20 protein-coding genes are annotated in these 19,565 nt (G+C 69.7%); 4 read left to right on the forward strand and 16 right to left on the reverse strand.

What is annotated here, in order from left to right; translation table 11 throughout:
• Window positions 1–115: 115 nt before the first annotated feature.
• A complete protein-coding gene (locus ACF1CT_RS01825; RefSeq protein WP_391781763.1) occupies window positions 116–688 on the forward strand; it encodes a cob(I)yrinic acid a,c-diamide adenosyltransferase in 573 nt (190 codons plus the stop codon).
• 43 nt (window positions 689–731) lie between these two features.
• Here the strand turns inward: ACF1CT_RS01825 and ACF1CT_RS01830 are convergent, their stop codons facing one another.
• Complete coding sequence (locus ACF1CT_RS01830; RefSeq protein ID WP_391781764.1) at window positions 732–1,295, reverse strand: hypothetical protein; 564 nt, start codon at window positions 1,293–1,295, stop codon at window positions 732–734.
• Window positions 1,296–1,445: 150 nt separating this feature from the next.
• Here ACF1CT_RS01830 and ACF1CT_RS01835 point away from each other — a divergent pair, with 150 nt between their 5' ends.
• The 3 genes from ACF1CT_RS01835 to ACF1CT_RS01845 all read left to right on the forward strand — a co-directional run bounded on the left by ACF1CT_RS01835 (window position 1,446) and on the right by ACF1CT_RS01845 (window position 5,340).
• Window positions 1,446–2,642: a sensor histidine kinase gene (locus tag ACF1CT_RS01835; protein ID WP_391781765.1), complete on the forward strand. Its 1,197-nt coding sequence runs from the start codon at window positions 1,446–1,448 to the stop codon at window positions 2,640–2,642.
• Window positions 2,639–3,289, forward strand: coding sequence for a response regulator (locus ACF1CT_RS01840; RefSeq protein WP_391781766.1), 651 nt, complete (start codon window positions 2,639–2,641; stop codon window positions 3,287–3,289). Before ACF1CT_RS01835 ends, ACF1CT_RS01840 begins: the two co-directional genes overlap by 4 nt.
• A gap of 170 nt (window positions 3,290–3,459) precedes the next feature.
• Window positions 3,460–5,340 (forward strand): glycosyl hydrolase family 18 protein, encoded by a 1,881-nt coding sequence (locus ACF1CT_RS01845; protein ID WP_391781767.1) that lies wholly within the window; start codon window positions 3,460–3,462, stop codon window positions 5,338–5,340.
• Between the two features lie 296 nt (window positions 5,341–5,636).
• Here ACF1CT_RS01845 and ACF1CT_RS01850 read toward each other — a convergent pair whose 3' ends face one another.
• From ACF1CT_RS01850 to prmC, 15 genes are all read right to left on the reverse strand, one after another.
• Complete coding sequence (locus ACF1CT_RS01850) at window positions 5,637–6,083, reverse strand: DUF2550 domain-containing protein (protein ID WP_391782159.1); 447 nt, start codon at window positions 6,081–6,083, stop codon at window positions 5,637–5,639.
• A gap of 143 nt (window positions 6,084–6,226) precedes the next feature.
• Complete coding sequence (locus ACF1CT_RS01855) at window positions 6,227–6,601, reverse strand: F0F1 ATP synthase subunit epsilon (RefSeq protein WP_391781768.1); 375 nt, start codon at window positions 6,599–6,601, stop codon at window positions 6,227–6,229.
• A 111-nt stretch (window positions 6,602–6,712) separates the two neighbouring features.
• A complete protein-coding gene (gene atpD, locus ACF1CT_RS01860) occupies window positions 6,713–8,155 on the reverse strand; it encodes a F0F1 ATP synthase subunit beta (RefSeq protein ID WP_391781769.1) in 1,443 nt (480 codons plus the stop codon).
• On the reverse strand, window positions 8,155–9,069 hold the full coding sequence (locus ACF1CT_RS01865) for a F0F1 ATP synthase subunit gamma (protein ID WP_391781770.1): 915 nt from the start codon (window positions 9,067–9,069) through the stop codon (window positions 8,155–8,157). The genes atpD and ACF1CT_RS01865 overlap by 1 nt, the downstream gene beginning before the upstream one ends.
• A gap of 3 nt (window positions 9,070–9,072) precedes the next feature.
• A complete protein-coding gene (gene atpA / locus ACF1CT_RS01870) occupies window positions 9,073–10,644 on the reverse strand; it encodes a F0F1 ATP synthase subunit alpha (RefSeq protein ID WP_391781771.1) in 1,572 nt (523 codons plus the stop codon).
• A gap of 133 nt (window positions 10,645–10,777) precedes the next feature.
• A complete protein-coding gene (locus ACF1CT_RS01875; RefSeq protein WP_391781772.1) occupies window positions 10,778–11,593 on the reverse strand; it encodes a F0F1 ATP synthase subunit delta in 816 nt (271 codons plus the stop codon).
• Window positions 11,590–12,147, reverse strand: coding sequence for a F0F1 ATP synthase subunit B (locus tag ACF1CT_RS01880; RefSeq protein ID WP_391781773.1), 558 nt, complete (start codon window positions 12,145–12,147; stop codon window positions 11,590–11,592). Before ACF1CT_RS01880 ends, ACF1CT_RS01875 begins: the two co-directional genes overlap by 4 nt.
• A gap of 37 nt (window positions 12,148–12,184) precedes the next feature.
• The gene (locus ACF1CT_RS01885; protein ID WP_037689279.1) at window positions 12,185–12,436 is read right to left on the reverse strand and encodes an ATP synthase subunit C; all 252 of its coding nucleotides are present in this window, start codon (window positions 12,434–12,436) and stop codon (window positions 12,185–12,187) included.
• Between the two features lie 84 nt (window positions 12,437–12,520).
• Window positions 12,521–13,357 (reverse strand): F0F1 ATP synthase subunit A, encoded by an 837-nt coding sequence (gene atpB, locus ACF1CT_RS01890; RefSeq protein ID WP_391782160.1) that lies wholly within the window; start codon window positions 13,355–13,357, stop codon window positions 12,521–12,523.
• A gap of 210 nt (window positions 13,358–13,567) precedes the next feature.
• Window positions 13,568–14,005: a hypothetical protein gene (locus ACF1CT_RS01895; protein ID WP_391781774.1), complete on the reverse strand. Its 438-nt coding sequence runs from the start codon at window positions 14,003–14,005 to the stop codon at window positions 13,568–13,570.
• A gap of 259 nt (window positions 14,006–14,264) precedes the next feature.
• Window positions 14,265–15,647 (reverse strand): MraY family glycosyltransferase, encoded by a 1,383-nt coding sequence (locus tag ACF1CT_RS01900; protein ID WP_391782161.1) that lies wholly within the window; start codon window positions 15,645–15,647, stop codon window positions 14,265–14,267.
• A gap of 156 nt (window positions 15,648–15,803) precedes the next feature.
• A complete protein-coding gene (gene glyA, locus ACF1CT_RS01905) occupies window positions 15,804–17,129 on the reverse strand; it encodes a serine hydroxymethyltransferase (protein ID WP_391781775.1) in 1,326 nt (441 codons plus the stop codon).
• A gap of 181 nt (window positions 17,130–17,310) precedes the next feature.
• Window positions 17,311–17,952 carry a protein-tyrosine-phosphatase gene (locus ACF1CT_RS01910; protein WP_391781776.1) on the reverse strand — a complete coding sequence of 214 codons (642 nt, stop codon included), beginning with the start codon at window positions 17,950–17,952 and terminating at the stop codon, window positions 17,311–17,313.
• Complete coding sequence (locus ACF1CT_RS01915) at window positions 17,949–18,596, reverse strand: L-threonylcarbamoyladenylate synthase (protein ID WP_391781777.1); 648 nt, start codon at window positions 18,594–18,596, stop codon at window positions 17,949–17,951. The genes ACF1CT_RS01910 and ACF1CT_RS01915 overlap by 4 nt, the downstream gene beginning before the upstream one ends.
• A 64-nt stretch (window positions 18,597–18,660) precedes the next feature.
• Complete coding sequence (gene prmC, locus ACF1CT_RS01920; RefSeq protein ID WP_391781778.1) at window positions 18,661–19,506, reverse strand: peptide chain release factor N(5)-glutamine methyltransferase; 846 nt, start codon at window positions 19,504–19,506, stop codon at window positions 18,661–18,663.
• Between the last annotated feature and the right edge of the window lie 59 nt (window positions 19,507–19,565).

Genomic DNA, 19,565 nt, shown 5'->3' on the forward strand with positions numbered 1-19,565 from the left:
ACCCGCTCCGGGAAAGGGTCCGAAGCGTGTTCCGGAAGTCCCCTCTGCCGGACACCGCCCGGCCTGCCCTCGGGCGGACGACGCCGCTTCCGGAACACGCTCTAGGCTTGGCGGCATGGTCAATCTGACGCGCATCTACACCCGCACCGGCGACCGGGGCACCACCCACCTCGGCGACATGTCCCGGACCGCCAAGACCGATCTGCGGATCGCCGCGTACGCGGACGCGAACGAGGCCAATGCCGTCATCGGCACGGCGATCGCCCTCGGCAGTCTCCCCGAGGACGTCGTGAAGGTTCTCGTCCGGGTGCAGAACGACCTGTTCGACGTGGGCGCGGACCTGTCGACGCCGGTCGTCGAGAACCCCAAGTTCCCGCCGCTGCGGGTGGAGCAGAGCTATGTCGACAAGTTGGAGGCGGACTGCGACCACTTCCTGGAGCGGGTGGAGAAGCTGCGCAGCTTCATCCTGCCGGGCGGCACACCGGGGGCCGCTCTCCTGCATCAGGCCTGCACGGTGGTCCGGCGCGCGGAGCGGTCCACCTGGGCGGCCCTCGACGTGCACGGCGAGGTGATGAACGCGCTGACCGCCACCTACCTCAACAGGCTCTCCGACCTGCTGTTCATTCTCGCGCGGACGGCGAACAAGGAGGTCGGCGACGTGCTGTGGGTGCCGGGCGGGGAGCGGTAGCCGCCCGGCCGCGCGTCCCGCCCCGCGGGCCCGCCCGGCGAGGTCACCGCTTCGCCGCGGGCCCCCGCTCCCGCGCCGGCTCCCGCTTCGGGAACAGCGTGTAGCTCCCCGCGATGACCACGTTGATCCCGATCACGAACAGCATCTTCTGCTGCCACGCCCGCAGCGACGACACGTCCCCGTCCCCGCCGACGTACCAGACCGCCGCCTGGAGCAGTGCCAGGGCCGTCACCGCGGCGACGGTCCACCGCGCGGCGACGCGCCACTCGTGCACGGCGCGCGCCGTGCCGTACTTCGGTGGCCTCACCGGCGGCGGGCCGCCCGCGAAGCGGTGGGCGACCCGGGCGTCGACCCAGCGGATCGTGGAGTGGCCGAGCCCGACCGTGAAGCCGATGTACACCGCGGCGAGCCCGTGCTTCCAGTCGGCCTGGGCCCCGTTCCTCAGGTCCATCGCGGTCACCACCAGCAGCACGACCTCCAGCAGTGGCTCGCACAACAGCACCGCGGCCCCCAGGCGCGGCTTCCTCGCCGGGTACCGCAGCACCAGCCCCAGGGCCAGCAGCACCCAGAAGGCGACCTCACAGAGCACGATCAGCGTGACGATCACGGCGGTTCTCCTTCCTCCTCCTCCAGCCTCCCGGCTCCGCGGCGCGGAATCGTCGTCTGAGGTGACGACAGTCGACTGCATCCTTCGATGTACTCGGACATCGCTCCCGGCGCCGAGGCCCGGGACCGGGCCACCGTGTTGGATGGGAGCGTGTCCTCCCTCCCCCGCCCGCACCGCCACGACGTGCTCATCGCCGTCGTCGGCCTCCTCGGCGGTCTGTTCCAGTGGACGCTGGGGCTGCACACCCAGGGCAACCGGTACCTCGCCCCGTCCTGGGCGTCCCTGCTGCCGCTCGCCGTCGTGTGCGGTCTCGAACTGGTCCGCAGGACCGCTCCGCGGACGGCGCTGGGCGTCGGCACGCTCGCCCTGGTCGCGGACCAGTTCACGACCGGGAACCTGGCCACCGTCATGCTGTTCACCGATCTGGTGTACGCGGCCGTGGTGTACGGGACGCCGTCCGCCGCACGCCGCATTCCGGTGATCACGTTCCTCGTCACGGTCGCGGTCACGATCGGTCTCCTCGCGTGGTTCCGCACCCCCGAGGCGCTGATCGTCGGGGTCGTCGTCGGCGTGATCGCGTTCGGCCCCGCCATCACCGGCGTCAGCATGCGCAACCATCGCGACGCCGCCGAGACGGCCCGGCTGCGGGCCGAGCAGACCGCGCTGCTGGCAGAGATGGACCGCACCCAGGCGGTGGCGGCGGAGCGCGCCCGGATGGCGCGCGAGTTGCACGACATGGTGGCGAACCACCTCTCGGCGATCGCCATCCACTCCACCGCCGCGCTCTCCATCGACGACCCCGGCACCTCCCGCGACGCGCTGGGCGTGATCCGGGAGAACAGTGTCGAGGGGCTCGCCGAGATGCGTCGGCTGATCGGCCTGCTGCGCACCGGCGGCGACAGCGCCCGGCCGAGCGCCTCGCCGACCCTCGACTCCTTGGACGCGCTTGTCGAACAGGCCGGAGCGAACGCCGAATCCACCGAACTGACCTGCACCTTCGACGACACCCGCGAGGATCGCGGGCCGGTTCCGGCGCCGGTCGGACTTGCCACGTACCGGATCGTCCAGGAATCCCTGACGAACGCGTTGAAGCACGCCGCGCCGGGCCCGGTAGCGGTGCGGCTCGGGCAGTCCGGGCAGTCGCTCACGGTGGAGATCAGCAGTGTGTTCGCCGACCGTCCGGAGCCGCGCGCGCCCGGGTCGGCGGCCGGTCTGGTGGGGATGCGGGAGCGGGTGACCCTGCTGGACGGGGTGATCGAGGCGGGACCGGCACACGGTGCCGACGGAACGAGGATCTGGCGGGTGCGGGCGGAACTGCCCGTGGGCGAAGGGTATATGACGTCATGACGATCCGGGTGATGGTCGCCGAGGACCAGTCCGCCGTACGTGCCGGGCTGGTGCTCATTCTGCGCAGCGCCGCGGACATCGAGGTGGTCGGCGAGGCGGCGGACGGCGAGGAGGCCGTGCGCCTGGCCCGCGAACTACGGCCCGACCTGGTGCTGATGGACATTCAGATGCCCCGCCTCGACGGGGTCTCGGCGACCCGCCGGGTGACGGGCGAGGGACTGGCGGACGTGCTGGTGCTCACCACGTTCGACCTGGACGAGTACGTCTTCGGCGCACTGCGGGCCGGCGCGGCGGGCTTCCTGCTGAAGAACGCCGACGCGCGCGATCTGCTCGAAGCGGTACGCACCGTGGCGCGCGGCGAGGGCCTGATCGCCCCCGCGGTGACGCGCCGTCTGATCGCGGAATTCGCCGGTGCGACGTCCTCGCGCTCGGCGCGCGCCCCCGATCCGGCGGTGCTCGACGCCCTGACCCGACGGGAGCGCGAGGTGCTGGGCTGTCTCGGCGCGGGGCTGTCGAACGCAGAGATCGCGACTCGGCTGTCGATGGCCGAGGCGACCGTGAAGACGCACGTCAGCCGGGTACTGGGCAAGCTGAAACTGCGCAGCAGACTGCAGGCCGCCGTGCTGGCACAGGAGTTGGACGCCTGACGTTCATCCGTGATCTTTGGTCTGGACCTCTTGACGATTGGTCCAGACCTTCCTAATCTCGCCGCACACACACTGCGGTGAGTGCGCCATGACAAAGCGTGCTCTGGGCGGCGCAGGGTTTGCAGTCCACGGACCACCCCGATTGTCCAGACCTCAACCGAGGAGCACCGTTGAGCACTGAAACCCCCCTACGCCGGACCCGATTCAGACTCGGGACCGGGAGAGCCACCAGATCCAGAGCGGTCGCGGGCGTCACCGCACTGCTCCTTCCCCTCGCCGCCATGGTCGGCCTGGCCTCCCCCGCCGAAGCCGCCACCTCGGCGACCGCCACGTACCTCAAGAAGTCCGACTGGGGCGGCGGCTTCGAGGGCCAGTGGACGGTGAAGAACACCGGCACCACCGCCCTGTCCTCCTGGACCATCGAGTGGGACTTCCCCTCGGGCACCGCGGTCGGCTCGGCCTGGGACGCCACCGTCACCAGCTCCGGCACCCACTGGACCGCCAAGAACCTCGGCTGGAACGGCTCGGTCGCACCGGGCGCCAGCGTCAGCTTCGGCTTCAACGGCACCGGCCCCGGCGCCCCCACCGGCTGCAAGCTCAACGGCGCCTCCTGCGACGGCGGCAGCGTCCCCGGCGACAACGCCCCCTCCGCCCCGGGCACCCCCACCGCGAGCGCCATCACCGACACCTCGGTCAAGCTCAGCTGGTCCGCCGCGACCGACGACAACGGCATCAAGAACTACGACGTCCTGCGCGACGGCGCGGTCGTCGCCACGGTCACCGGCACGACGCACACCGACACCGGTCTCACCGCGGGCACCGACTACTCGTACACCGTGCAGGCCCGGGACACCGCCGACCAGACCGGCCCGGTCAGCGGCGCCGTCAAGGTCCACACCACCGGTGGCGGCGGCAACCCGCCCGGCCCGGGAACCGGCGGCAAGGTCAACCTCGGCTACTTCACCGACTGGGGTGTCTACGGCCGGAACTACCACGTCAAGAACCTGGACACGTCAGGTTCCGCCGCGAAGATCACGCACATCAACTACGCCTTCGGCAACGTCCAGGGCGGCAAGTGCACGATCGGTGACTCCTACGCCGACTACGACATGGCGTACACCGCGGACAAGTCCGTCGACGGCGTCGCGGACACCTGGGACCAGCCGCTGCGCGGAAGCTTCAACCAGCTTCGCAAGCTCAAGGCGAAGTACCCCCACATCAAGGTCCTGTGGTCCTTCGGCGGCTGGACCTGGTCCGGCGGCTTCACCGACGCCGCGAAGAACCCGGCCGCGTTCGCCGATTCCTGCTACAACCTGGTGAAGGACCCCCGCTGGGCCGATGTCTTCGACGGCATCGACGTCGACTGGGAGTACCCCAACGCCTGCGGTCTGACCTGCGACAGCAGCGGCCCGAACGCGCTGAAGGCCATCACCTCGGCCCTGCGCACCAAGTTCGGCAGCAGCAACCTGGTCACCGCCGCCATCACCGCCGACGGTTCCGACGGCGGCAAGATCGACCTCACCGACTACGCCGGCGCCGCCCAGTCCCTGGACTGGTACAACGTGATGACGTACGACTTCTTCGGCGCCTGGGACGCGAAGGGCCCGACCGCCCCGCACTCCCCGCTGACCTCGTACAACGGCATCCCGCAGGCCGGCTTCAACTCCGCCGACGCCATCGCCAAGCTGAAGGCGCAGGGCGTCCCCGCCTCCAAGCTGCTGCTCGGCATCGGCTTCTACGGCCGCGGCTGGACCGGCGTCACCCAGGACGCGCCCGGCGGCACCGCCACCGGCGCCGCCCCCGGCACCTACGAGGCCGGCATCGAGGACTACAAGGTCCTCAAGACCAGCTGCCCCACCACCGGCACCGTCGCCGGCACCGCCTACGCCCACTGCGGCACCAACTGGTGGAGCTACGACACCCCGGCCACCATCGCGTCCAAGATGAGCTGGGCGAAGGGCCAGGGCCTGGGAGGCGCGTTCTTCTGGGAGTTCAGTGGCGACACCGCCAACGGTGAGCTGGTCGGCGCGATCAACAGCGGCCTGAAGTAACCCACCGCGCACCGCGCACACCACTCCGGAAAGCCACCGGGGAGACAGGTCCGCCCCCTGTCTCCCCGGTTCTCGTCGTCCACGCCCCGGTTCACCCGGCGGAGAGCACCGGCGACACATCGGTCCCGGCGTGAGGACACCCGCGGCCATTGCATCGGTCACGACCGGAAAGCGCCCGCGACACATCACGTCGGTCCCTGCCGAGAACACCCGCCGGGCCAGGACGCGGGCAGCGGTCCTCCTGCGGGACCGCGAACGACACAACGGGGAGGGCACTCCGTCCGGAGCGTCCCCGCTCAGGCCACGTTGACCCGCTGACCGGGCGGAGCCGCCTCCAGCCAGGCCAGGAAACCGGTGAGCGCGTCCTCGCTCATGGCCAGCTCCAGGCGGGTCTCGCGATGGAGACAGCCGAGCACCACGGCGTCCGACAGGAGGGCCAGTTCCTCCTCGCCCTCGGGCATCCGGCGGCCCACGACCTCGATCGCGGAACGCTCCAGGGTCCGGCGCGGACGGGGAGCGTACGAGAAGACCCTGTACCAGTCGATCCGGTCGCCCCGGTACCGGGCGACCCCGTACACCCAGCCCTTGCCCGAGAGATCGGGCTCCTCCGGCACGTTCCATCGCAGGCTGCAGTCGAAGGTCCCGCCGGAACGCTGGATCAGCCTTCGGCGCAGGCCGAAGACGAAGAGTCCGATCAGGACCAGTGCGACGACCAGCCCGCCCACCCACAGCGCGAGGAACATCTCCACCGACCTCCTCGCGTCGTCGAGTAACGGAAAACACACGAACGTCTTGTGCCCACCTGCATCGCCTCAGCCGCGGCACGGTCCGGAGAGGTCTCCAGGCCGTGCCGCGGCTGAGGGTAAAGCTACGTTGTCGCGGTGCGCTAGCGCACCGCCACCGCGCGCAGTCGCACTTCGGCGCGCCGCTCGGAAGCGGCGTCCGTGTCCGACTTCGCACGCTCCAGCGCACGCTCGGCGCGCTGGACATCGATCTCGTCCGCCAGCTCGGCGATCTCCGCGAGCAGCGACAGCTTGTCGTCCGCGAACGAGATGAAACCGCCGTGCACGGCGGCGATAACGGTTCCGCCGTCACTCGTGCGGATCGTCACCGGGCCCGATTCCAGCACACCCAGAAGCGGCTGGTGACCGGGCATGACGCCGATGTCGCCGGACGTGGTGCGCGCGACGACCAGGGTGGCCTCACCGGACCAGACACTGCGGTCCGCGGCGACCAGCTCGACGTGCAGCTCAGCAGCCAAGGGTGGCTCCTCGGGTCACCACCCGGCCGGGACCGGCCGGGTGTTGGGTCAATTCTACGGGGCGTGGTGAGGGGGACGGGACGCGCCCGCCCCCCTCGGTGAGCCGTCGGCTCAGGAAACGCCGAGCTCCTTGGCGTTGGCCTTGAGGTCCTCCAGGCCACCGCACAGGAAGAACGCCTGCTCGGGGAAGTGGTCGTACTCGCCGTCGCAGATCGCGTTGAACGCGGTGATCGACTCTTCGAGCGGCACGTCCGACCCGTCAACGCCGGTGAACTGCTTGGCGACGTGGGTGTTCTGCGACAGGAAGCGCTCGACGCGACGGGCACGGTGGACGACCAGCTTGTCCTCCTCGCCCAGCTCGTCGATACCGAGGATCGCGATGATGTCCTGGAGGTCCTTGTACTTCTGGAGGATCCCCTTGACACGCATGGCCGTGTTGTAGTGGTCCGCCGCGATGTAGCGCGGGTCCAGGATGCGGGACGTGGAGTCCAGCGGGTCCACGGCCGGGTAGATGCCCTTCTCGGAGATCGGACGGGAGAGAACCGTCGTCGCGTCGAGGTGGGCGAAGGTGGTGGCCGGGGCCGGGTCGGTCAGGTCGTCCGCGGGGACGTAGATCGCCTGCATCGAGGTGATCGAGTGACCGCGGGTCGACGTGATGCGCTCCTGCAGCAGACCCATCTCGTCGGCCAGGTTCGGCTGGTAACCCACCGCGGACGGCATGCGGCCGAGCAGGGTGGACACCTCGGAGCCGGCCTGGGTGTACCGGAAGATGTTGTCGATGAAGAAGAGCACGTCCTGCTTCTGCACATCGCGGAAGTACTCCGCCATGGTCAGACCGGCCAGCGCGACGCGCAGACGCGTGCCCGGCGGCTCGTCCATCTGACCGAAGACGAGCGCCGTCTTGTCGATGACGCCGGAGTCGGCCATCTCCTCGATGAGGTCGTTGCCCTCACGGGTGCGCTCACCGACGCCCGCGAACACCGACACACCGTCGTGGTTGTTGGCGACGCGGTAGATCATTTCCTGGATCAGCACGGTCTTGCCGACACCGGCACCACCGAACAGACCGATCTTCCCGCCCTTGACGTACGGGGTGAGGAGGTCGATGACCTTGACGCCGGTCTCGAACATCTCGGTCTTGGACTCGAGCTGGTCGAAGTTGGGCGCCTTGCGGTGGATCGGCCAGCGCTCGGTGACCTCGGCCTCGGCCTCGGGCTTGTTCAGGATCTCGCCGAGGGTGTTGAAGACCTTGCCCTTGGTGATGTCGCCGACGGGGACCGTGATGCCGGTGCCCGTGTCGGTCACCGCGGCCTGGCGGACCAGACCGTCGGTGGGCTGCATCGAGATCGCGCGGACCACGCCGTCGCCGAGGTGCTGGGCGACTTCGAGGGTCAGCGTCTTGAGCTTGCCGTCCTCGGCCGGGTCGGCCACCTCGACGGTCAGCGCGTTGTAGATGTCCGGCATCGCGTCGACGGGGAACTCCACGTCGACGACCGGGCCGATGACCCGGGCGACGCGGCCCGTGGCAACGGCCGTCTCAACTGTCGTCGTCATTACTTGTCACTCCCCGCGGTCGCGTCGGCCAGCGCGCTGGCACCACCGACGATCTCGCTGATTTCCTGGGTGATTTCGGCCTGGCGGGCCGCGTTGGCCAGCCGGGAGAGCGTCTTGATGAGCTCACCGGCGTTGTCGGTCGCCGACTTCATCGCGCGGCGACGGGCGGCGTGCTCGGAGGCTGCCGCCTGGAGCAGCGCGTTGTAGACGCGGCTCTCGACGTACCGCGGAAGCAGGGCGTCGAGGACGTCCTCCGCCGACGGCTCGAACTCGAACAGCGGCAGGATCTCGCCCTTGCTGTCCTCGTCCTTGGCGGTGCCGAGGCTGAGCGGCAGCATCCGGTCGTCGACCGGGTTCTGCGTCATCATCGACACGAACTCCGTGAAGACGATGTGCAGCTCGTCCACGCCGCCCTCGGCGGTCTCCTTGGACACCACCTCGATCAGCGGGGCGGCGGCACGCTTGGCGTCCGCGTAGGTCGGGCTGTCGGTGAAGCCCACCCACGAATCCTCGACCTTGCGCTCGCGGAATCCGTAGTAGGCGACACCCTTGCGGCCGATCACATACGTGACGACCTCCTTGCCCTCGCCACGCAGCCGCTCGGTCAGTCGCTCCGCGGCCTTGATGGCGTTGGAGGAGTAACCGCCGGCCAGGCCGCGGTCGCTCGTGATGAGCAGGATCGCGGCCCGGACCGGGGTGGCGGCCTCGGTGGTCAGCGGGTGCTTGGTGGTGGAGCCGGTCGCCACCGCCGTCACCGCGCGGGTGAGCTCGGTGGCGTACGGCGTCGACGCCGCCACCTGACGCTGCGCCTTGACGATGCGCGAGGCGGCGATCATCTCCATCGCCTTGGTGATCTTCTTCGTGGCGGTGACGGAGCGAATGCGGCGCTTGTAAACGCGAAGCTGAGCGCCCATCGATCAGCCCTCGCCCAGGAGCTTGCCGTCCGAGGTCTCGAACTGCTGCTTGAAGGCGGCGACGGCGTCGGCGATCGCCTGCAGCGTGTCGTCGGACATCTTGGCGCCCTCGCGGATGCTGGTGAGGAGGTCCTTGCGCTCGCGGCGCAGGTACTCCAGCAGCTCCGACTCGAAGCGGCGGATGTCCTCGACCGGGACGTCGTCCATCTTGCCGTTGGTGCCGGCCCAGACGGAGACGACCTGCTCCTCGACCGGGAACGGGCTGTACTGCGGCTGCTTCAGCAGCTCGACCATGCGCTTGCCGCGCTCCAGCGACGCCTTCGAGGCCGCGTCCAGGTCGGAACCGAAGGCGGCGAACGCCTCCAGCTCGCGGTACTGGGCGAGGTCGACGCGAAGACGGCCGGAGACCTGGCGCATCGCCTTGTGCTGGGCGGAACCACCGACGCGGGAGACCGAGATACCGACGTTCAGGGCCGGACGCTGACCGGCGTTGAACAGGTCGGACTCCAGGAAGCACTGGCCGTCGGTGATGGAGATGACGTTGGTCGGAATGAACGCCGACACGTCGTTCGCCTTGGTCTCGACGATCGGGAGGCCCGTCATCGAACCGGCGCCCATCTCGTCGGAGAGCTTGGCGCAGCGCTCCAGCAGACGCGAGTGGAGGTAGAAGACGTCGCCCGGGTAGGCCTCACGGCCCGGCGGACGGCGCAGCAGAAGCGACACGGCGCGGTAGGCGTCGGCCTGCTTCGAGAGGTCGTCGAAGATGATCAGGACGTGCTTGCCCTGGTACATCCAGTGCTGGCCGATGGCCGATCCGGTGTACGGCGCGAGGTACTTGAAGCCGGCCGGGTCGGACGCCGGGGCGGCGACGATGGTCGTGTACTCCAGCGCTCCGGCCTCTTCCAGGGCACCGCGCACGGAGGCGATGGTGGAGCCCTTCTGACCGACGGCGACGTAGATGCAGCGCACCTGCTTGTTGACGTCGCCCGAGCGCCAGTTGTCGCGCTGGTTGATGATCGTGTCGACGGCCAGCGCGGTCTTGCCGGTCTGACGGTCGCCGATGATCAGCTGACGCTGACCGCGGCCGATCGGCACCATGGCGTCGACGGCCTTGTAGCCGGTCTGCATCGGCTCGTGCACCGACTTGCGGACCATGACGCCGGGGGCCTGCAGTTCGAGGGCGCGGCGTCCGTCGGTCGCGATCTCGCCGAGGCCGTCGATCGGGTTGCCGAGCGGGTCGACGACGCGACCGAGGTAGCCCTCGCCGACGCCGACGGAGAGCACCTCGCCGGTGCGCTGCACCGACTGGCCCTCCTCGATGCCGCTGAACTCGCCGAGGACGATCGCACCGATCTCGCGCTCCTCAAGGTTGAGGGCGAGACCGAGGGTGCCGTCCTCGAACTTCAGCAGCTCGTTCGCCATGGCCGAGGGAAGACCCTCGACCTTCGCGATGCCGTCGCCGGCAACGCTGACCGTACCGACCTCCTCGCGCGAGGCCGCGTCCGGCTTGTACGACTGGACGAAGTTCTCCAGTGCGTCCCGGATCTCCTCCGGCCGGATCGTGAGCTCCGCCATCTGGGTTCCCTGCTCTCCTTGTTGGGCCCGAAGTTTCTTAAGGGGGTCTGGGGGCCGACCCCCAGGAATCTTCTGCAGTTTCTGCACGGCCCAACCGGGCCGCTGGTCTTGCTCTGTTCTGTTGCTTCGTCCGTCAGCCGGCCATGCGGCGGGACACCTCGGCGAGGCGCTCCGCGATGGTGCCGTTGATGACCTCGTCACCGACCTGCACCGCGATCCCGCCGAGGACCTCGGGGTCCACGTCCAGGTTCAGGTGCATGGGCCGGCCGTAGATCTTCGCCAGCGCGGCGCCGAGGCGCTGCTTCTGCCGGTCGCTCAGCGGCACCGCGGAGGTGACCACGGCGACCATGCGCTCCCGGCGCTCGGCGGCGAGCTTGGAGAGGGACTCCAGGCCCGCTTCCAGGCTACGTCCACGCGGCTGGGTGACGAGCCGCACGACGACGCGCTCGGTGGCGGGCCGTGCCCGGCCGCCCAGCAGGCTGTGCAGCAGCTGTCCCTTGGCGGCGGCGGTCGCGGACCGGTCGGTCAGCGCGGCGCGCAGTTCCTTGTCCGAGGCGACGATCCGGCCGAACCGGAACAGCTCGTCCTCGACGTCGTCGAGGTCCCCGCCGCGCTGGGCGGCGGTGAGGTCCGCGATGTTCGCCAGTTCCTCGACCGCGTCGACCAGGTCGCGCGACTGGGACCAGCGCGAACGGACCATGCCGGAGACCAGGTCGACGGTCTCGCCGCCCACCTGCCCGCTCAGCAGTCGTCCGGCCAGCTCGGCCTTGGCCTCGCCGGCCTGCGACGGGTCGGTGAGGACCCGTCGCAGTGAGACCTCGCGCTGGAGCAGTGCCGTGACACCGGCCAGCTCCTCCGCGAGCTTCGCCGCGTCGACCGACGTGCTGTCGGTCAGCGCGTCGAGACGCTCGCGGGCGGCGGCCAGTGCCTCGCGGCTCGCGCCGTTCATCGGACGGCCTCGGCCTTCGCGTCGGCCTTCGCCTCGAGCTCGTCGAGGAAGCGGTCGACGGTGCCGCTCTGCCGGGCATGGTCCTCCAGGGACTCCCCGACGAGCTTGCCGGCCAGTTCGGTGGCGAGCGTGCCCACGTCCTGGCGCAGCGCGGCGGCCGCGGCCTTGCGGTCGGCCTCGATCTGGGCGTGGCCGGCAGCGACGATCTCCTCGCGCTGCCGCTGGCCCTCGGCCCGCATCTCCTGCAGGATCACGGCGCCCTGCTCCTGCGCCTCCTGGCGCAGGCGCGCGGCTTCGTGGCGGGCCTCGGCGAGCTGAGCCTTGTACTGCTCAAGGACGCTCTGGGCCTCGGTCTGGGCCGCATCGGCCTTTTCGATACCGCCTTCGATGGCCTCGCGGCGCTCTTCCAGAACCTTGTTGATGTTCGGGAGGAGCTTCTTGGCGAGGAAGCCGAAGACGATGACAAAGGCGATGAAGCCAATGACGAGCTCAGGGATCGGCGGGATGAGCGGGTTTTCCGCTTCCTCCGCCGCGAGCTGAACCAGAGGGTTCACGTCAGTGCCTTCCGTCGAATGGGCTGTTCGCGACCGGTCAGGAGGTCGGGTAGACGAACGGCATGACCAGACCGATCAGCGCGAGCGCCTCACAGAAGGCGAAGCCGAGGATCTGGTTGGCGCGGATGAGACCGGCAGCCTCGGGCTGGCGGGCGAGCGCCTGGGTGCCGTTACCGAAGATGATGCCGACGCCGACGCCGGGGCCGATCGCGGCGAGGCCGTAACCGATGGAGCCGAGGTTGCCCTTGATTTCGACGCTGGTGGCGGCGAGGGTCTGGAGAGCAGACATGCCGGTTCTTCCTTCTCTTTCTTGGTCCGGTGGGGGTTGGCCACCGGGAGCTTCAGGAGGTGAGGTGTTCGGTGGCTGTGGTGCTCAGTGGCCCTTGGCCAGGGCGCCCTGGATGTAGCTGCAGGTCAGCAACACGAACACGTAGGCCTGGACAGCCTGGATGAAGAGTTCGAAAGCGGTCATCACGATGACCATCACGAACGAGACGCCCGAGTAGGCGATGCCGATGCCGTTGAGCATGTACCAGCTGGCGATCGTGAAGAGCAGCAGCAGCGTGTGACCCGCGAACATGTTGGCAAAGAGCCGGACGGCGTGCGTGAACGGCCTGACCAGCAGGTTCGAGAAGAGCTCGATGGTCATCGAGAGCGGCAGGACCGGCCCGAGGCTCTTGTCGTAGCCCGTGAAGTTCTTGAAGGCTCCGACGAAACCGTGCCTCTTGAAGGTCAGGCTGACCCAGAGGACGTAGACGATCAGGGCGAGCGCGGCCGGGTAGGCGATGATCGCCGTCACGGGGAACTGGGCCACCGGAATGATGGACCAGAGATTCATCATCCAGACGAAGAAGAACAGCGAGACGATGAGCGGGACGTACTTCTCGCCCTCGCGCTTGCCGATCGTCTCGTAGACGACGCCCCTGCGTACGAAGTCGTAGCCGGCCTCGGCCACCATCTGGAGCTTGCCCGGAACAATCTTCGGCCTGGCGAAAGCCGCCCAGAAGAAGCCGACGATGATGATCGAGCCGAGCAGCGCCAGCAGCATCGTCTTGTTGAAGTACAGGTTGCTGTCCGCGTCGCCCCAGAGGGGCTCGAACAGGAACGAGTGCAAGCCGGGTGCCGGGAAGCCACAACCATCGAAGATGTGACAATCGGTCTCGAAGGCGAGCACCTGTGTCGGGTCAGCACTCACCGCGGGCTCCTTCAGCGTGGCGCATAGGTACGGCAACCTCGTTGTGTCGGCGCGGCGCGCAGCCGCGGTTCGGCACTGGACTGGTATTACGGATGTGTGAGCGGCAGTCAGGCATTGAGCCTCGCGATCGAGCAGGCGTCAGCTCACATGCCCGCGCCCGCAATGCCGCAGTTGGAACCGGACGATAGCAGGGTCTTGAACCCCCGCTTATCCCGCCCCTACCCTTCACGACTTCGGCCCTGAGTTCTCGGACTTCTTGTCCTTGTCGGACTCGGGTTCGACGTAAAGGATCTTGGCCTTCATGTGCGCACGCGCCTGTGCGCCGATCCACACGAGTGTCGTCGCGACCAGGGTGATCGCGAAGGCCTTCGGGTTGAACACCGTGGTGTTCTTGAATACGGCGACGAAGATGAACAGCAGAAGAAGCTGAGCCGTGTACAGCATCAGCCCCATCGCCTGGAACAGGTGGGGCAGCGACCGGGCGGTCCGTTGCAGGACCACGAGCCCGATCCCCATGAAGAGGATCACCACGAGCGTCCCCACGACCGCGCCGAGGGCTCCCTTGCCGCCCGCCACACCACCGCTGATGGCAGCGGCGACGGCGCCGGCGGCAGCGGTGGGTACGGCGGTATGGAGGAGAGTCCGGGCGTCGTTGGACGGCATGGGGCAGCTCCGCTTGCAGGGGATGGGCAGTGTGTCGTCGGGGACGAGCATGGCCCGGTCCGGGTCGATGCCTCGGGCTGGTGGACCGTGGTACTCAAGTCCTTCAACTCCGTCACCGGGCTTAGTGAACGGTATCACAAACTATTTGATGAGGTCTTTACTCTGACCTGTGCTTACTGTCACACATGAGAGTGAATATGCGCGTGTGAGCAAGACAACTCAACATCTTGTCTGGTATTGCCCACGAATAACCGAATAGTCAGCGGGGCGAATCGGCCGTGCCTCTGTCCGAAAAATGCGAACGGGTACCGACGGCGGTCGCCCCGTTGACGCCCGAAACTCCCACGACGACGGCCTGCGCGCGCTCCTGGAGTCCGTGCGCGCCCTGCCCCATCTGCGCGGCCGACGGCCCTTGTTGGGCTTTTCGCGCGAGCGCGGAGGACTCCCCACCGCCCCCGCCCCGGCTCCGTCGGTAGCGCGGCGGAAGGAAGCGTTCCGCCCAGTGCGGCGCCTGCGGGGTGAATCGGGGCATCAGCAGGAGGGCGAGACCCAGTGCGCTCAGTCCCATCACCACCAGCACGATCCACAGGGACGTCGAGTGCGCGGAGTATCCGACCGCCCCGAACGCGATCAGCGCCGACCAGAAGTACATGATCAGCACCGCCCGGCTGTGCGAGTGACCGATCTCCAGCAGCCGGTGGTGCAGGTGGCCGCGGTCCGCCGCGAACGGCGACTTGCCGTTCCAGGTCCGCCGCACGATCGCCAGCACCAGGTCCGCGGCCGGGATCGCGATGATGGTCAGCGGCAGCAGCAACGGGATGAAGACCGGCAGCATCGCCTGGGTGGCCTCGCGCTCACTGCCCGCGAACAGCTTCATCGTGTCCGGGTCGACCTGCCCGGTGACGGAGATCGCGCCGGCCGCCAGCACCAGACCGATCAGCATCGACCCCGAGTCGCCCATGAAGATCCGGGCCGGGTGCATGTTGTGCGGCAGGAAGCCGAGACACATGCCCATCAGGATGGCGGTGAACAGCGTGGCGGGGGCTGCCGCCTCGATCATGTGCCCGTACCAGAGCCGGTAGGTGTACAGGAAGAACGCGGCCGAGGCGATGCACACCGTGCCCGCCGCGAGACCGTCCAGACCGTCGACGAAGTTCACCGCGTTGATGGTGATGACGACAAGGGCGACCGTCAGCAGTGTGCCCTGCCACTGGGTGAGGGCGACCGTGCCGATTCCGGGGATCGGCAGCCACAGGATCGTGAGGCCCTGGATCACCATGACCGCGGCGGCGATCATCTGCCCGCCGAGCTTGATCAGGGCGTCGATCTCGAACTTGTCGTCAAGGACACCGATCAGCCAGATCAGAGCCGCCCCGGAGAGCAGCGCCCGCGGTTCGCTGGAGGACTTGAAGATCCAGTCCAGGTTGTAGAGATGGGCCGCGACGATCAGGCCCGCGCACAGCCCGCCGAACATGGCGATGCCGCCGAGCCGGGGTGTCGGTTCCCGGTGGACGTCACGCGCGCGGATCGCGGGCATCGCCCCGACCGCGATGGCGAACTTCCGCACCGGACCGGTCAGCAAGTAGGTCACGGCAGCCGTGACACAGAGTGTCAGCAGATAATCACGCACAGGCTGCCCCAGAGTATTTCGCCGGCCATCTCAGCCCTCAACCTTAGACGCTCCGAGCGTTTCGCCCCGTGGTGCGGGACACCGAGCACCGCCCCGTGGTTCCATGGTCGGTTGCGCCGGAACCACTCACCGGACGGGACCGCTCCGCAACCGGCCCCGGCGCCCGGATCAGACCGGACCGGCGGACGGAGCACCTCCCGGAAGGCCGGCCGGCACCCCGTGGCCGGGATAGGGCGGATGCGCGCGGGCCAGTTCCCGGACCTCCGCGCGAACGGCCCCCTCCTCGCCCTTCCCCCGCACCGCCGCCCCGAAGAGCACCGCCAGCCGGGCCATGTCGGCCTCGTCCAGGCCCTGGGTGGTGACGGCCGCGGTGCCGAACCGGATGCCTCTGCCGCTCCCGTACGGGAGCACGCAGGCATCGAGCACCAGGCCCGCCGCCGCCAGCCGGTCCCGGGCGGTCCGCCCGTCGACACCCAACGGGGCCGGGTCCGCGACGATCAGGTGGGTGTCGGTGCCACCCGTGGTGATCTCGAAACCCTCCGCCTCCAGACCGGCGGCCAGCACCCGGGCGTGGGCGACCACCCGGTGGGCGTACGCCGCGAACGCCGGAGCGGCCGCCTCGCCGAACGCGACGGCCTTCGCGGCGACCGTGTGCATCTGCGCGCCGCCCTGGGTGAACGGGAAGACCGCCCGGTCGATCCGCTCGGCAAGTTCCGCACCGCACAGGATCATCCCGCCGCGCGGCCCGCGCAGCACCTTGTGCGTGGTCGCGCAGACCACGTCGGCGTACCGGACCGGGTTCGGGGCCGCTCCCCCGGCGATCAGCCCCATCGGGTGCGCGGCGTCCGCGATGAGGTACGCCCCCACCTCGTCGGCGATCTCCCGGAACACCTCGTGGTCGGGGTGGCGGGGGTACGCGATCGAGCCGCTGACGATCGCCTTGGGCCGGTGCGCGCGGGCCAGGGCGCGCACCTGCGCGTAGTCGATGAGGCCGCTCTCGGGGTCCACCCCGTACCCGATGAACTCGAACCAGCGGCCGGAGAAGTTGGCGGGCGAGCCGTGGGTGAGGTGGCCGCCGTACGGGAGGCCCATCGCGAGCACCGTGTCGCCGGGGCGCAGCAGGGCCGCGTAGGCGGCGAGGACGGCGGAGGAGCCGGAGTGCGGCTGGACGTTGGCGTGCTCGGCGCCGAAGAGCGCGGTGGCGCGGCGGCGGGCGATGCGTTCGGCGGCGTCGGCGTGCTCGCAGCCGCCGTGGTACCGGGCGTCGGGGTAGCCCTCGGCGTACTTGTTGGCGAGCGGAGAGCCGAGGGCGGCGAGGACCGCGGGCGAGGTGAAGTTCTCGGCGGCGATGAGCTGCAGGGTGTCCGACTGCCGGTTCAGTTCCCCCAGCAGCACGGCGGCGATCTCCGGGTCCTCCCGGAGCAGGGCGCCGAAATCCTGCGGGAGGCTCGTGCCGGGGGCGGAGGAGGGAGCGGCGGGCGTGGTGACCGGCATCGGGGGCTCCGGACCTGGGGTGGGTGCGCTGGCGTCAGCTCCAATGTAGGCCCGCGGCGGGTCCCGTGCCCGCTCCGCGGCGCCGGAGTACGCCCGTTGGGCCCTGCCCCTCACCCCGTTCGCGTGCGGCCTCCGGGGCGGCGCCCGGCGGCTTCGGCCGAGGTCGCGGGTACGGCGCCGGTCAGTGCGGGGCCGGCACGCCGGTCAGCGCGGTGACGACCGGGTCCAGGGCCTGGTTGATCTCGTCGCCGATGGAGCGGAAGAACGTGATCGGGGCACCGTAGGGGTCGTACACCTCGTCGGCCTCGGCGGTGGGCGCGAGCAGCCAGCCGCGCAGCGCGGCGGCGGCCCGGACCAGTGCGCGGGCGCGCTCGACGACGCCCTCGTCGAGCGGGTCGGGCAGGGTGGCCGGGTCTATGGCGCGGACCAGCCGGGTGAACTCCTTGAGCGTGAAGGTCCGCAGACCGGCCGAGTGGCCCATCGAGATGACCTGCGCCCGGTGGTCGCGGGTGGCGGTGAGCACCAGGTCGGCGCGGATCACGTGCTCGTCGAGCAGCTCCCGGCCGACGAAGCCGGTGGGGTCGGCGCCGAAGTCGGCGAGGACGACCTCGGCGTTGTCCTCCATGGGGGCCCCCTCGTGGCCCCAGGTCCCCGCGCTCTCCACGATCAGTCCGCCCTGCAGCGGATCGCCGAGGCGGTCCACCAGGGCGTGCCGGGTCAGCCGCTCGGTGATCGGTGAGCGGCAGACGTTGCCGGTGCTGACGTGGAGGATGCGGAAGGTGTCGGTCCGCGCCGCTATGCCACGCCCCTCGGGGACGGTCAATTCGCCACCTCAAGGTCGGGTACCACCTTGCGGAGCTCCTCGACCGTGAGTGCGCCGGCGCGCAGCAGCACGGGGATCTTGCCGGTCACGTCGATGATGGACGACGGCACGATGCCGGGTGTCGGTCCGCCGTCGAGGTAGACGGAGACGGAGTCGCCGAGCATCTCCTGGGCGGCGTCGCAGTCCTCGGGGGCCGGGTGCCCGGTGAGGTTGGCGCTGGAGACCGCCATCGGGCCGAACTCGGTGAGCAGTTCGATGGCGACCGGGTGCAGCGGCATGCGGATGGCGACGGTTCCGCGGGTGTCCCCGAGGTCCCACTGGAGCGACGGCTGGTGCTTGGCGACGAGGGTGAGGGCGCCGGGCCAGAAGGCGTCGACGAGCTCCCACGCCTGCTCGGAGAAGTCGGTGACCAGGCCGTGCAGCGTGTTCGGGGAACCGATCAGGACCGGTGTCGGCATGTTGCGGCCGCGGCCCTTGGCGGCCAGCAGGTCGGCGACGCCCTCGGAGCTGAAGGCGTCCGCGCCGACGCCGTAGACGGTGTCCGTGGGCAGCACGACGAGTTCGCCGCGGCGTACGGCCGACGTGGCCTCGCGCAGCCCCGTGATGCGGTCGGTCGCGTCGTTGCAGTCGTATCGCCGTGCCATCAGCCGGCCTCCTCAAGCGTGTACGGGTATGGCGGGTGCGGGGCGTGCGGGTGGGGGCCGCCGGTCACGGCATGGCCTTGCGGGCCGTGGCGAAACGCGGCCGGTTGTTCAGGTCGGGGTGGTCGGCCGCATCGGCCCAGCCCCGTTCCTCGGTGAAGATCCACGGCACCTGGCCGCCCTGGGTGTCGGCGTGCTCGATGACGACGAGGCCGCCGGGGCGCAGCAGACGGTGGGCGGTGCGCTCGATGCCCCGGATGGTGTCGAGGCCGTCCTCGCCGGAGAAGAGGGCCATCTCCGGGTCGTGGTCGCGGGCCTCGGGCGCCACGTACTCCCATTCGGTGAGCGGGATGTACGGCGGGTTGGAGATGACCAGGTCGACCTGGCCGTCGAGCTCGGGCAGCGCGGTAAGGGCGTCTCCGTGGTGGACGGTGACCCTGGATCCCTCGGCGTTCCTCCTGGTCCACTTCAGGGCGTCGTCGGAGAGTTCCACGGCGTGCACCCGGGAGCGGGGCACCTCCTGGGCCATGGCCAGGGCGATGGCGCCCGATCCACTGCACAGGTCGACGACGGTCGGCTCGACGACGTCCATCGCGCGCACCGCGTCTATCGCCCAGCCGACGACCGATTCGGTCTCCGGGCGGGGCACGAAGACACCGGGTCCGACCTGGAGTTCCAGATAGCGGAAGAAGGCGCGGCCGGTGATGTGCTGGAGCGGTTCGCGGGCCTCGCGGCGGGCGACGGCCTCCCAGTAGCGGGCGTCGAAGTCGGCGTCCGGCACACGGTGCAGCTCGCCCCGCTTGACGCCGTGCACGAACGCGGCGAGCTCCTCCGCGTCGAATCGCGGTGAGGGCACACCGGCGTCGGCCAGCCGCTGGGTGGCCTGGGCCACCTCGGCGAGCAGCAGGTTCATCGCGTACTCCGTACGGGGTTACGGGCGGGGCGGGCTTGGCTCGGACCGGCCGTTGGGTG

The organism is Streptomyces sp. NPDC014734, from assembly GCF_043083325.1.
In the GTDB taxonomy this organism is placed as follows: Bacteria; Actinomycetota; Actinomycetes; order Streptomycetales; family Streptomycetaceae; genus Streptomyces.